The 14,678-nt window shown below is 42.5% G+C and carries 7 protein-coding genes; all 7 read right to left on the reverse strand.

What is annotated here, in order from left to right:
* Positions 1-28: 28 nt before the first annotated feature.
* Positions 29-1,114, reverse strand: a complete 1,086-nt coding sequence (locus tag BMW61_RS06380) for a hypothetical protein (protein ID WP_091820422.1) — start codon at positions 1,112-1,114, stop codon at positions 29-31.
* Between the two features lie 29 nt (positions 1,115-1,143).
* A complete protein-coding gene (locus BMW61_RS06385; protein WP_091820424.1) occupies positions 1,144-2,259 on the reverse strand; it encodes a hypothetical protein in 1,116 nt (371 codons plus the stop codon).
* A 181-nt stretch (positions 2,260-2,440) separates the two neighbouring features.
* Positions 2,441-5,065, reverse strand: a complete 2,625-nt coding sequence (locus BMW61_RS06390) for a transglutaminase domain-containing protein (RefSeq protein WP_091820425.1) — start codon at positions 5,063-5,065, stop codon at positions 2,441-2,443.
* A 133-nt stretch (positions 5,066-5,198) separates the two neighbouring features.
* Complete coding sequence (locus BMW61_RS06395; RefSeq protein WP_022761443.1) at positions 5,199-6,275, reverse strand: tyrosine-type recombinase/integrase; 1,077 nt, start codon at positions 6,273-6,275, stop codon at positions 5,199-5,201.
* A gap of 21 nt (positions 6,276-6,296) precedes the next feature.
* Positions 6,297-7,784 (reverse strand): glutamate synthase subunit beta, encoded by a 1,488-nt coding sequence (locus BMW61_RS06400; protein WP_091820427.1) that lies wholly within the window; start codon positions 7,782-7,784, stop codon positions 6,297-6,299.
* Between the two features lies 1 nt (position 7,785).
* Complete coding sequence (gene gltB / locus BMW61_RS06405) at positions 7,786-12,333, reverse strand: glutamate synthase large subunit (protein ID WP_091820429.1); 4,548 nt, start codon at positions 12,331-12,333, stop codon at positions 7,786-7,788.
* 219 nt (positions 12,334-12,552) lie between these two features.
* Positions 12,553-14,661 carry a glutamine synthetase III family protein gene (locus BMW61_RS06410; protein ID WP_091820430.1) on the reverse strand — a complete coding sequence of 703 codons (2,109 nt, stop codon included), beginning with the start codon at positions 14,659-14,661 and terminating at the stop codon, positions 12,553-12,555.
* Between the last annotated feature and the right edge of the window lie 17 nt (positions 14,662-14,678).

The following is a 14,678-nucleotide window of genomic DNA, read 5'->3' on the forward strand; positions in this document are numbered from 1 at the left end:
AATTTACAGAGATATTTTTTCAAACTCTCTATTTATTTATAAGTCTGTAAATTGTGAATGTTGAACTTCCTGTCGTCCCATTTCGCTTGTCCAAATATGTAATCCGGATAAACGTCCTTGCACGCTGCTCATATCTTTCTGTGCTATAAATTCTGCTTTGTCCGGGGGCATCATGTCTCTTTGCTTTCTCATACCATGGTTTCCCCTCATCTGTTGAGGACAGTGTAATCTTCATACCGTTTTTTACCTCAGTCCACACAGTTCCTTTATTCTGAATTGCCCAGCTATCATCTGTACTGTTATCCCTGTATCCTACGGTAGTATATCCGACTTCAATCTTTTGAATTTTAAAGCCTTTATTCATTTTAAACTTGAGCTTACCGGAGCTTTTTGTTGTATATGCTCTGTCCTTAGTCGAATACAGATTGGTTTCTTTTCCTTTATATTGTGTATTGGCGCTGACATAGAATCTTTTTCCCGCAAAGGTTGCTTCCTTTATCGGGTCACCGTCTTCCATTGCAACTACTTTGATAGTCTTAGTGGTTATAACATTTCCGTCCTGATCCAATGCATCATAGTAAAACTTGTATGTACCTGCTTTTTTTGTATAAAACCTGATAGCGTATTCCCCATAAGCGTGAAACTTATTGGTTTTCTCTGCCTTTGCTATAGTAGCCTCGGAGTATTCCTGCTTATTTCCAAAAATATCCTTGCAATATTTTTTCCCATCCGTTCCGGTAACGTAGCTGTTGGACTCTGAATAATTATCCTCCACCTTCTCGGTAACCTTATGCTTTAAGACTTTTTTATTTGTTCTAAAATTCCCGAATCTCGCAACGTCGTAGGTTGTATAGAGTGTTATTTCATTTTTTGTACCGTAATATTCTGTTGTTATCGTCTTTGTTTTTATCTGCTCACATACATAAGCATTAGCTGCATGATCTCCGGAATTCTTGTTAACACATGAATCATTGGTATCACTGTTTATAAAAACATTTGCTTTGTATTGATCGCTCCATGATACTGTCGTGTAAGCCTTTGCATTAAGCGAACCTGTAAGTGTAATAGTTATTGCAGCAAAAAGCAGCACTGCTTTTTTCATTATTCCTGTCATTTTCATCCTCGTATCTCACCTTCCATGAATCATTTGATGTTCCTGTTGATAGAAAGCTGTGTCCGCTCTGTTCTCTTGCTTTTTGTATCATAATAGGTAACACGAATATATGTGGTTGATATCTGTCCATGATTTTCATCGGAGTAGATGTCATAACCTCCGGGAGCTTTTTCATTTGACTTCTTCTCATATTTATCGAAATATGAATACACATTCTCTGAATTAAGCTTTATCTTCCTGCCGTTTTTAATTGTCTTCCAAGTAACATCAGCAAAACTGTTTGTCCATTTATCGTCCGTACTTGCCTTGGAGCGTTCTACATGTTGATAGCCCATCTCAATCTTTTTGATTTTGTAGCCTTTGTTCATGATAATCTTTAGCTTGCCGGATTTCTTAGTGTTATAGCCTCCCTTGATGTTATACAGATCAGTCTTAAGTCCCTTCTGCTTTCCGACATTGCTTACATAAAATCGCTTACCTGCAAAGGTTGCTTCTTTGATGGGATCTGTATCCTCTTTGGCCACAACCTTTACTGTCTTTGTTGTAATGACGTTCCCATTGTGATCCAGGGCATCATATGAAAATACATATTTACCGGCTTTTTTGGTATAAAGCCTTATCTTATAGCTTCCTTTTGCCTCAAATTTATTTGTCTTTAATATCTCCTGTTCTGTGGAAGCATTGAATTCTTTCCTGTTTCCGTAAATATCCTTGTAAAGTTTTTTCCCATCAGGAGTGATTATCCAGCAGGAGCTGGTATCAGCATTATCAAGGCCGTAATTGCTTTCATGCCTGTACATCACTTTTACTTTGAGCTTGTCACTGTTTGTCCTGAAATTTCCAAACCTTGCAACATCCAATGTAGTATAAAGATCTATCAAGTTGTAATAGGACTTGGTCTCTATCACACAGGCTGCCTCTTCTTTTCCGATATATTTTTCTGCGTAGCCGTCTTTCCATTTTGATGTAACAGACTCATTGGTATCGCTATCTGTATATGTGTAAGTTCCGTCAGAATTTTTGGTTTCCTCTACGTATGCCTTAACATCCCTCATGGGATAACTTATTAAAACTGCTGCAGATAATGTCAGCGCGAATGCAGACAGAAGAATAAATCTTCCGAGATCATTGAATACTCTTTTCATAACACTCCTCCAATTATATAGTCCCCCACAAAAATAGAATTATACAGCAATAGCCGGAAATTGCAACGAACATTTTAAATATTTGTAATATTTTTGTAATTTTTACATAAAAAGTCATCCCTTCATTTTTGAAAGGACGACTTTTTATTTTACTTCACTTTCCAAACTCTACAAAAGTGTTTTACTTTGAAAGTATAGCTATATTGTATACGAAATATCCTTCAGAGATGTCATAGCCCTCACTATACAGCTGCTGAGCTACTGCAGTAACATCATCCTGCGTCATGTTTTCGCTGCAGCGAACATGCGCAACACCATCACTGTCTAACTGCTCTCTAAGCTTATCTGCAAGATCGGTAGTAGATTCAACATACTCACCGTTCATGTGATAGTATTCATAAGAATCAGTATTAGCTGAAGCATCGAACAAATACGATGTTTTATCTGATATCAGGAGCTGAGTTGCCATACTGTCCGTTATGTTACAAAGACCGTTAGGTACCATCTCGTTATCATTGTTGGTTATATCAAGAATACACCAGTTTCCATCAATATTTACTCTGTTCCACTCATGTCCGCCGGCACCGTACAGATCTCCGGTTTCAATAATTACGTCAAGACCGGCAAGTCTTCCTGCAAGAGCCATAGCTTCTGAATAGCTTTCACATACACCGTAATTATTGCACAAAATACCGTAAGGTGTATGAGCATCAATAAATGATTGTGTGAGTGAATTCATATCTACTTCAGTAGACATAGAGCTTTCATCATAGGATGCATTGGTACAGAAATAATCGTTCAATGCAACTACCTTATCATAATCTGTTGATAAGCCTGCTGTTACGTAGTCAGCTACTTCCTTAGCCTTTTTAAACTCCTCTACCGACTTGCCCAGTCTGTCATTTGTATCGTCAACATACTCTACAATATATGTCTCATAATCATATGAATACTTAATACCATTGATTACACCACTTGTAGGATTCTGTCTGTACATAGATAACAGTTTGTTAGTCGTGCCTTCTACATCGGCTCCTTCGGGGAACTCGCTGTAAGGAACCGGAATATATTCACTTCTGGCCATCAGGCAGTACGCCATCCATTCTTCGAGAGGTGACTCAGCGAATATAACATCATCCAGAGAAACACCGCTCTGCTCCTGCAATAATGTCAAATTGGTGTTAACTATGTCAGCCACTTCTGTCATCAGTTCATTAGCTGAACCGGGATTAACCTGGGTGGTAGGTTCTTCCTGAGTGGTAGGCTGCTCCTGAACCTCAGGTTCTTCCTGAGTTGTGGGCTCTTCCTGAGCCTCTGGTTCTTCCTGACTCGTAGGCTCTTCGGGTATTGCAGGTTCTACTGATGTCTCCGGATTTTCTGATACCTCCGGATCTTCCATGGTAGGAACGTTAGAAACATCTACATTTGTCTCTACTCTGCCTGTAGGCATTGTAGCAGTAATTTTATCCTGTCTGTCAGCTACCTGCTGCGCATATTTTGTAAATTCACCATAGGGCATACCATGTACAGTAATCAAAAACGGAGATAAATCCGTATGATAAATCTTAGGAAACAGATAATATGTTGTTGAATCATCGTCCCCATGTTTGCAAACACATCCATGATAGTCGATAATCATCTGCATAGTCTTATCGTTTACTGTTGTCACATTAATGTAAACTGGCAGATCGCTTACCTGCCTTATTGTAACCTCAAGATTTCCTTCTTTCGTATATGGTAATAAATCAGCGAGTTCATCAGAATCAACTATATTACTGATACCTGATGTCTTTCCATCTCTTACGGCTACTACAGCAAACTTGCAGTGCTTGTCATCATGCAGATCACTATTCATGTAAAGTTTTTCAGAAGTGGTAGTATCATAACCACTTTCTTCTAAATCCTTATTTACTAACTCACTCCACCTATCGGAATCAAGCTGTCCCCAAAAACTATCTGCAGACGCTTTTGTATCTGTTGTCTTATAAACCAGATAATAGCCTAAATCAGTCAGCTTAAAAACCAGATATGAGGAAGCTCCTCTTACAGGAGTCCATTCAAGATAATAATTGTTATTGTCATCTATTTTCTGCTTTACCGTTGTTGATTCAATGTCATGGCGAATACTAAAAGGTGTGATAATCGGTTTAGCAAGTTCCTCACCTGTTTGAAGATCGTATTTCTGTACTAAATACAGCTTATTAAGGCTTCCCCATGTACCATCACACTCTGTTTCCCATGCAGCAAAAGTATCTGTTTCTGCGGTAATAGTGCTCTCGGGTATGTCATAGAAATTATCTACAACAGACGGTTCTACTAATATTTTACCGTTTTCAAGTGAGCATACGCTGCAGTCGTGGGTATACTTGTCAGAATTTTCGAAATCAAGTGTTGTATATACACTGAAAGCCATGTTATAATCCCACTTCATTGCTTCTTCATTACAGTCAAACTCAAATACATAATCTTTGGGAAGATTATACATAGGCTCGCCGAATTCATGTGCGCTGTCTACCGTAGCAGATGCATACTTATTTTTGATGTTAGAAAGTACGTCTATGGTACCGCTCTTTTTATTGTTTGAAAGTACGTCTTTGGTGCCTTTCTGATCATCATTTGAAGACACATCCTTGTCACCGTTCTGATCATCGGTAGGTAGTATGTCGGACTCTCCGATAGTACTCTCAGAAGATTTAAATCCCCCGACTTTTTTTGTTAATTCATTAATCCCACTTGATCCCCCACATCCGGTTACCAGACATATGCCCAGTAAAATCGATAAAACTGATAATGCTTGTTTTTTCATAGTCCCTCCTAAATAAAATCGACTTTACCTATTATACAGTTCAGCATTAAAAAATGTTGCACAATTTTTTAAAATACTTCATTAAGCAATTGTGCTAAAAAAAGGGTTGCCACATATGTGACAACCCTCATAGTCATTCATCATCATTCATATCGTAAATATCAATTCCGGCAGCACGTCTCTTGTGCTCCTCTTCCACTGCTGCGTAATGCTTTACCGTGGTGTTTACATCCTTATGGCCCAAAACATCGGCAACCATATAGATGTCACTGGTCTTATTGTATAACGCGGTTCCGTAAGTACGCCTTAGTTTATGCGGTGTGAGCTTCTTCTCAAGTCCGGTATTCTGACCATACTTTCCTACCATGTGCTGAATACTTCTGACTGATAGCCTGTTGTGCTTAAGCGATATGAAAAGAGCTTCCTCTTCCTCATCCTCAGCCATCAGAGATTCTCTCTCGTTATTTATATAGTCGCGAAGAGTGTTACGAACTATCTCACTGATGTAGAGCTCGTCCTCGAAGCCGCCCTTTCTCACAATCTTGATTGTATTGGTTTTAAAATCGACATCCTTAAGATCAAGTCCCGCGCACTCCGATACACGAATTCCGGTATTGAGCAAAAGTGTAATAATCGCAAGATCTCTTTTCGACGTAAGCTCGCTCATAACCTGTGAATGGTGCGAACCTGACTTCACATTGGTAACCGTGTCCATCAGCATCTTTACCTGGTCGCTGTCGAGACGGTTGATTGATCTTCTTTGCTTTTCCCTGGACCTCGTCACAGCTTTAAGAGTAGGATCATTCTCCAGATAATCGAACTTAATCAGGTACTTGAAGAAATTCCTTACAGAGGCCATTTTTCTCGCGATGGCTCTCTCCCTCGCCTGCTTGATGCCTGACTTTGTGACCTTATGTCCCTGCGCGACATAGGTCTGGAATTCATTTATATCCGGTGCCTTCATGTGCTCAAGCACCATAAGAGGGATATCCTTTATCTCAAGATTCCTGCATAGAGGATTGTTCTCCTTTATGTATCCGAAGAAAAAGTAGATGTCATGGGCATAGCTGTACGCAGTATTTATCTGATATTTCAAAAGACATTCATCAACAAATCCATGCGCATACTGCGGCAGCAGCGCTTTGACACTGTTGATGTTATCCCTGCGTCTACTCTGTAACTCATTGTAATATGCTGAATTCTCACCCATGACAACTTCCCCAACAAGATTTTAATTCGTATATCCCATCAGGTACTCGTCAACTTCCTTGGCACAGGCTCTTCCTTCTGCGATAGCCCATACAACAAGAGACTGTCCTCTGTGCATATCCCCTGCAGCAAAAAGCTTTGTTCCCTGAATGTGATAGCCGTCCTCAGCAGTTAATACTGTGCCTCTCTGGCTGCGCTTAAGTGAAAACTCGTCAGCGGTATAATCTTCACAGCCTATGAAGCCTGCGGCTATTAAAAGTATATCACATTTCAAGTTTTTTTCCGAACCGGGAACCTCAGTGAGCTTGCCGTCCTTAAAGGTAACCTTAACCGTTTCGATCTGCTTTAAGTTACCCTTTTTATCTGTTGTTATTCCCTTCACCGTTGTCTCAAAAACTCTCGGATCACTTCCGAAAACATGGATGGCTTCCTCGTGACCATAATCTGTCTTTAAGGTCTTTGGCCACTCCGGCCAGGGATTATTTGCAGTTCGTTCAACCGGAGGCTTTGGCATCATCTCAAGAGCTGTAACGCTCTTTGCGCCGTGTCTTATAACTGTGCCGATACAGTCATTACCTGTATCTCCGCCGCCTACAATAACTACATTTTTATCCTTTGCATCGATATATCCACCCTGTGCCTGAAGTGAAGCAACTGTCTTGCCGCCACCTTTTACAAGCGCTTTGGTTGTTGATGTAAGGAAATCAACTGCATTATAAACACCTTTTACCTTCTCGGGATCGGCTACCGCAAGGGGTCTTGCCTTTTTAGCACCGCAGCAAAAAACAACTGCGTCAAATCCCGGAAGAAGCTCAGCGGATTTAACATCCTTTCCTACGTCGGTTCCTGTATGGAACACAACACCCTCTTTTTCCATGAGCTTTCTTCTACGCTTAATTACGCTCTTATCAAGCTTCATGTTGGGGATACCGTACATCAAAAGTCCGCCGATCTCATCCTCTCTCTCGAAGACTTCAACCTCGTGTCCTCTGTGATTAAGCTCGTCTGCTACGGCCAGTCCGGAGGGACCGCTTCCGATTACAGCCACTTTTTTACCGCTTCTTATGCTCGGGATAAACGGTTTGATGTAACCCTTAGCATAAGCTGTCTCAACCAGAAACAACTCATTGTCATGGACCGTTACAGCATCGCCGTTTTGTCCGCACATGCAGGCCTTTTCGCAAAGTGCCGGACATACACGGCCCGTGAATTCCGGAAAATTGCTGGTCTTATGAAGTCTTGCAAATGCATGCTCATCATGAGCTTTATATACTTCATCGTTCCACTCCGGAATGAGATTGTTCAAAGGGCAGCCCACTACCATGCCGCTTAAGTTCATTGCTGACTGGCAAAACGGAACTCCGCAGTTCATGCATCTTGCAGCCTGCTGTCTTCTTTTTTCAGAATCAAGAGGAGTGTGGAACTCCTCAAAATTCTTTATTCTTTCTTCGGGCGGAACGTCCCTGTTATTTGTTCTGTTATATTCAAGAAATCCTGTATCTTTTCCCATCTTAGGTCAACTCCTTAAAAGCTTCCAGCACTGCATGCTCATGATCGATGCCCTGCTCCTCGTATTTACCGATTGCAGTAAGCATCTTCTGATAATCATTCGGAACAATCTTCTTGAAATCTGCGATGTAGTCATCGAAATTATCAAGAATCTCACGTCCGTACTCCGAATCGGTCTCCTTTACGTAATCCTCAAGGATTGAGTGAAGTTCTGCGATGTCATACTTTTCAGTGACTTCGTAAAGTGAAGACATATCCTTATTCATTCGGAGATATAATGTGTGTTCCTTATCAAGTACATAAGCGATTCCGCCGCTCATGCCGGCTGCGAAGTTTTTGCCTGTCATTCCGAGAATGACCGCTCTTCCGCCTGTCATGTACTCAAGACCGTGATCACCACAGCCCTCAGAAACTGCTATGGCACCGGAATTTCTGACACAGAATCTCTCTCCGGCAACTCCGCATACATAAGCTTTTCCTGCAGTAGCTCCGTATAAAGCAACATTACCGATGATAATGTTTTCATGAGCTTTGTAGGTCGCTTTCTCAGAAGGTCTTACAATTACCTTTCCTCCGGAAAGTCCCTTTCCGAAACCATCATTGGCATCACCGTAAAGTTTCAGAGTGACACCGTTTGGAAGGAATGCTCCAAAGGACTGTCCGCCGCCTCCATGAGCTTCAACCTTTATGGAATCATCCGGAAGGGTGTTATTAAAGTCTGCAGTAACTCTGCTTCCAAGGAGTGTTCCAAAACTTCTGTCGGTACTTGAAATATCCACCTTGATGTTAAGCTCTGCATTTTTACTCTTCTTATCGCTGTCAGTCTGAGCACTCTGCAGATTCTTTTTAAGAGCGGCTTTTCCTTTTTCATACTCCGGAATAAGTACTTTTGAATCAAGAGTTTTCTCAAGTCCGAAATCATATATATCAGCAGGCTCGAAATGATTTTTATCTCTTCCAACATAGGAAGCATCCAGAATTCTCTTAAGGTCAGCAGCATCCTTACATCTTGCCTTAGGTACGCTTCTCATCTTAAGGCAGTCGGTTCTTCCTATCATATCCTCAAGCTTTTTAAAGCCAAGCTCGCTCATGATCTCACGAAGCTGTCTTGCAACAAAAAGCATGAAGTTCATTACATGCTCGGGCTTACCCTTGAATCTCTTTCTGAGTTCCTCGTTCTGAGTAGCAATTCCTACAGGACATGTATCCTTGTTGCAGACTCTCATCATCATACAGCCCATACATACAAGGGGAGCTGTTGCAAAACCGAACTCCTCTGCTCCAAGAAGTGCAGCTATGGCAACGTCTCTTCCTGTCATAAGCTTTCCGTCTGTCTCAAGAACTACTCTGCTTCTAAGGCCGTTATCCAAAAGTGACTGATGAGCTTCGCTTACACCAAGCTCCCAGGGAAGACCTGCATGGTGTACTGATGAAGAAGGAGCAGCACCTGTTCCTCCGTCATAACCTGATACCAGGATTACCTGTGCGCCGGCCTTTGCAACACCTGATGCGATAGTTCCGACGCCTGCCTCGGATACAAGCTTTACTGAAATCCTTGCCTTGTCATTTGCATTTTTAAGGTCATAGATAAGCTGTGCAAGATCCTCGATGGAGTAAATATCATGGTGCGGCGGAGGCGATATCAGCGCAACACCCGGAGTTGAGAATCTTGTTGAAGCAACCCAGGGATATACCTTTTTACCCGGAAGATGTCCGCCTTCACCGGGCTTTGCTCCCTGCGCCATCTTGATCTGGATTTCCTTTGCACTCTGAAGATATCTGCTGCTTACACCGAAACGACCTGAAGCAACCTGTTTAACCGCACTGTTTCTCTCTGTTCCGAATCTTGCAACATCCTCACCGCCTTCACCGGTATTGGACTTTCCGCCGAGTCTGTTCATAGCAATAGCAAGAGTCTCATGTGCTTCCTTGGAAAGTGAACCATAGGACATAGCTCCTGTCTGGAAGCGCTTTACGATTTCTTCCTCACTCTCTACCTCATCAAGCGGAACCGGTTTGCCGGTGGGAACAAAGGAAAGAAGTGCTCTTAATGTGTGAGGTCTGTTTTCATCGTCGACCATCTTGGTGTATTCCTTGAATCTGTCGTAATCACCTTCTCTTACTGCTCTCTGGAGAGTAACGATAGTCTTCGGACTATACATATGATCTTCCTTGTCCTCTCCACTTCTGAGAGTGTGGAAGCCGATCGAGTCAAGTGTTGTATCTGTCGAAAGTCCAAGCGGATCGAAGGCTTTGTTGTGACGAAGCTCAACATCCTCTCCAATCTCCTTGATTCCGATACCACCGACGCGGCTGACTGTTCCTGTAAAGTACTTATCTACAAACTCACTTGAAAGTCCGATTGCTTCAAATATCTTAGCTGACTGATAGGACTGAAGTGTAGAAATACCCATCTTCGCAGCAATCTTTACAACGCCGCCAAGGAGTGCCTTGTTGTAGTCTTCGATTGCAGTGTGATAATCCTTATCGAGAATTCCTATATCGATAAGCTCTGCAATACATTCCTGAGCAAGATAAGGATTAATAGCTCTTGCACCAAAACCAAGAAGCGTAGCTATCTGGTGAACGTCTCTGGGTTCACCACTCTCTAAAATAAGTGATACTGCCGTACGTCTCTTTGTTCTTACGAGATGCTGCTCAACTGCAGACACTGCAAGAAGTGAAGGGATAGGCATGTGGTTTTCATCAACACCTCTGTCTGAGAGAATGATGATGTTGATCCCATCTGCAACTGCTCTGTCAACTGAGATACAGAGCTGCTCAAGCGCTCTTTCCACCGGTGTGTTTTTATAATAAAGAAGTGAAATCTTTCTTACATGGAAACCGGGCTGATCAAGAGCCTCGATTTTCATAAGATCAACACCTGTGAGAATCGGGTTGTTAACCTCAAGTACCCGGCAGTTGTCGCTCTTTTCCTCAAGAAGATTACCGTCTGATCCGATGTACACAGTTGTATCCGTTACTACCTTCTCACGAAGCGAATCGATCGGAGGGTTTGTAACCTGTGCAAAAAGCTGCTTAAAGTAGCAGAACAGGGGCTGATGATGCTGTGAAAGCATTGCCAGCGGGATATCTGTCCCCATGGAAACAGTGGGCTCAATTCCGTTTGTAGCCATAGGCATGATCTGGCTCTTTACATCCTCATAGGAATATCCGAATACTTTGTAAAGCTTATCGCGCATCTCCTGCGTGCTTCTCGGAATCTTCTTATTGGGAATCGTTAATTTATTTAAATGCAGAAGATGTCTGTCGAGCCACTCACCGTAAGGCTTTGCGGTCGAATACTTCTGCTTGCATTCTTCATCTGAAATGATTCGTCCCTGCTTTGTATCAACAAGAAGCATGTGTCCCGGAGAAAGACGTGATTTCTTCAGGATTTTTTCTTCGGGTATGTCAAGAACACCAACCTCGGAAGCCAGTATAAGTCTACCGTCCTTGGTGACGTAGTATCTGGAAGGTCTGAGTCCGTTTCTGTCAAGAGTTGCGCCAAATACCTCTCCGTCTGTGAAAAGGACAGCCGCAGGTCCGTCCCAGGGCTCCATCATTGTCGCATAGTAATGATAGAAATCCTTTCTGTCCTGTTCCATGAAATCATTGTGCTTCCAGGGCTCAGGAATAGTAAGCATCATTGCAAGCGGAAGATCCATGCCGTTCATATATAAGAACTCAAGTGTGTTATCAAGCATGGCTGAATCCGAACCTGAAGAAGCTATTACAGGATAAACTTTTCCAAGGTCGTCTCCGAAAACATCTGAATGCATAGTCTCTTCACGGGCAAGCATTCTGTCGCTGTTACCGCGGATAGTATTGATCTCACCGTTGTGCGCGATCATTCTGTACGGATGCGCTCTCTGCCAGGAAGGAGTCGTATTTGTTGAAAAGCGGCTGTGCACAAGGGCAACTGCCGTATGATAATCAGGTGATAAAAGATCCTCATAGAAATTGCGGAGCTGTCCCACAAGGAACATTCCTTTATATACTATTGTCCTTGATGAAAATGAGCATATGTAGGTATCCTCGGAGGATTTCTCATACTCTCTTCGAAGTTGATAGAGTCTTCTGTCGAATTCAATTCCTCTCTCTGCATCATCAGGTCTTTCTATGAAGCACTGGCAGATATAAGGCATGCAGTTTCTTGCAACTTCACCAAGAATCTCAGGGTGAATTTCCACATCTCTCCATCCGAGAACCTTGAGATTTTCCTTCTCCGCAATTACTTCGAGCATTCTCTTTGCGAACATTCTTTTCATTGAATCCTGGGGAAAGAAAAACATTCCGATTCCGTAGTCTCCGGCATCCTTCAGTGTAATTCCGAGTTTTTGCGCCTGCTTACCAAAGAATTTGTGTGAAATCTGAACCAGAATACCAACACCGTCGCCGACCTTTCCTGTGGCATCTTTTCCGGCTCTATGCTCAAGTTTCTCAACAATACTCAGCGCATCGTCAAGAACTTTATTGTCGGCCTTACCGTCTATATTTATAACCGCGCCGATACCGCAGGCATCACGCTCATTCATCCAATTGTCCATTTCTCTTCCTACCATTTTTTTGTTAATAGTCCGTGGCGCGCGCATAGCATATATGAATTTTAATCTCGTTGCTTACGCATCATCGATTAAAATTCATATATGCTATACACTCACCACTAGGTTATTGATAAAAATCTAATAGCATTTTCAAGTAGTATTTTTATTACAAGGCTCACAAGAATAAAGTTTATTCAAGGAGCCTTGTTAAGTTAGTACTTTTTATCTAAGTGAGAAAAGCATCTGTCCGTAAGTCGGATAGCTGAGATACTTATCAGGGATAAGGGCTTCAGCTTCATCAGCATACTTACGAAGTTCATCCATATCTGAAAGAATTGTCTGCTGATAGTAAGCTGCCTGCTCAAGGAGATCTTCTTTCTCTTCAGCCTTCTTTGTATCAGCCTCAAGTGTTGCAAGTGCCTTGCACATTCCTGTGGATGCCTCATCGATTGTCTTGAGGACTCCTGTCTCAAGAACTGCGCTTCCGTCTCCGAGAAGGCTCTTCTTCTGAGCGATTTCTTTTCCGAGATCCTTCTGATAAGAAACAATACCTTCTGTCAGATCCTTTCTTACCATCTCCTGCATTGTAAGTGCTTCGATGTGAACTGACTTTGAGTAGTTCTCAAGGAGAATGTCATATCTTGAATGGATCTCTTCCTTAGTGAAGATGCCATGCTTTGTGAAAAGTTCAACTGACTCATCACTGATCCAGTAAGGCATTGCATCGGGAAGTGACTTAAGGTTTGCAAGACCTCTCTTTGCTGCTTCCTCAACCCACTCGTCTGTGTAGCCGTTTCCGTTAAAGAGAATTCTCTTGTGAGCTGCAAGTGTTTCCTTAAGGACTTCTCTTATCTTCTCCTTAAGTTCGTCTCCACTGTAAGCTGAAAGCTTCTCATAGAGCTTAGCTACTTCTTCAGCAACTGCTGTGTTAAGAACGATGTTAGCATTTGCTACTGAAACTGAGGAACCGGGCATACGGAACTCAAACTTGTTTCCTGTGAATGCGAAAGGTGAGGTTCTGTTTCTGTCTGTGTTATCCTTTGTGAAATGAGGAAGAACCTTTGCTCCCATTGCCATCTGAACCTTACCCTGGCTCTCATATGCTTTGCCTTCTTCAACTGCACTGAGAACCTGTGCAAGCTCATCACCTACGAAAATTGAGATAATTGCCGGAGGTGCCTCGTTGCCGCCAAGTCTGTGGTCGTTTCCTGCAGATGCAACGGAAAGTCGAAGGATCGGTGCATATTCATCAACAGCTGAAATAACAGCCATCAGGAACAGAAGGAAAGGAATGTTCTCTCCGGGATTCTTTCCGGGATCAAGAAGGTTCATTCCGGTGTCAGTGCAAACTGACCAGTTGTTGTGCTTACCTGAACCGTTGATTCCTTCAAACGGCTTCTCATGTAAGAGGCATGCATAGTTATGCTTATCGGCAACTTTTTTCATAACCTCCATTGTAAGCTGGTTGTGATCAACAGCAATATTAGCTGTCTCAAATACAGGAGCCATCTCATGCTGAGAAGGAGCTACCTCGTTGTGCTTTGTCTTTGCGGGAATACCAAGCTTCCAAAGCTCTTCATCAAGGTCATGCATGTATGCGGATACCTTGGGCTTGATAACTCCAAAGTAGTGATCCTCCATCTCCTGACCTTTTGTTGCCGGTGCACCGATCAGTGTACGGCCGGTGAAAAGAAGGTCCTTTCTCTTTTTGTAGAAGTCTTTATCAATTAAGAAGTACTCCTGCTCAGAGCCGATTGTGGTGTTTACGCGCTTTACATCCTCATACCCCAGGAGGTGGAGCAGTTTAACAGCTTCCTTGGACAGAGCTTCCATTGACCTAAGAAGGGGTGTCTTCTTGTCAAGAGCTTCTCCGCCGTAAGAGCAGAATGCTGTCGGGATGTAAAGAGAACCATCTTTTATGAAGGCGGGAGATGAAGGATCCCACGCTGTATAGCCACGTGCTTCAAAGGTTGCACGAAGACCACCTGAAGGAAAACTTGATGCGTCAGGTTCACCCTTAACAAGTTCTTTTCCGGAAAACTCCATGAGAACTCCGCCATTATCAGTGGGTGAAATAAAGCTGTCATGCTTTTCGGCTGTAAGGCCTGTCATAGGCTGGAACCAATGTGTGAAATGTGTTGCACCGTTCTCAATAGCCCACTCCTTCATGACTGCTGCTACTGTATTAGCAACATCAAGTTCGAGATGTGAACCCATCTCTATTGTCTTATGTACTGCCTTGTAAATGTCTTTGGGAAGACGCTCCCTCATGATCTTATCGTTAAAAACAAGACATCCGAATTCTTCTGTAAGTTTACTTGCTTCTATCATTACCGTTTCCTCCTTTT

This window comes from Butyrivibrio sp. ob235 (genome assembly GCF_900109475.1).
Taxonomy (GTDB): domain Bacteria; phylum Bacillota; class Clostridia; order Lachnospirales; family Lachnospiraceae; genus Butyrivibrio.

Coding starts and splice junctions, on each gene's coding strand:
- BMW61_RS06380 (WP_091820422.1), bottom strand. CDS start 1,114: ATGACAGGAATAATGAAAAAAGCAGTGCTGCTTTTTGCTGCAATAACT.
- BMW61_RS06385 (WP_091820424.1), bottom strand. CDS start 2,259: ATGAAAAGAGTATTCAATGATCTCGGAAGATTTATTCTTCTGTCTGCA.
- BMW61_RS06390 (WP_091820425.1), bottom strand. CDS start 5,065: ATGAAAAAACAAGCATTATCAGTTTTATCGATTTTACTGGGCATATGT.
- BMW61_RS06395 (WP_022761443.1), bottom strand. CDS start 6,275: ATGGGTGAGAATTCAGCATATTACAATGAGTTACAGAGTAGACGCAGG.
- BMW61_RS06400 (WP_091820427.1), bottom strand. CDS start 7,784: ATGGGAAAAGATACAGGATTTCTTGAATATAACAGAACAAATAACAGG.
- gltB (WP_091820429.1), bottom strand. CDS start 12,333: ATGGACAATTGGATGAATGAGCGTGATGCCTGCGGTATCGGCGCGGTT.
- BMW61_RS06410 (WP_091820430.1), bottom strand. CDS start 14,661: ATGATAGAAGCAAGTAAACTTACAGAAGAATTCGGATGTCTTGTTTTT.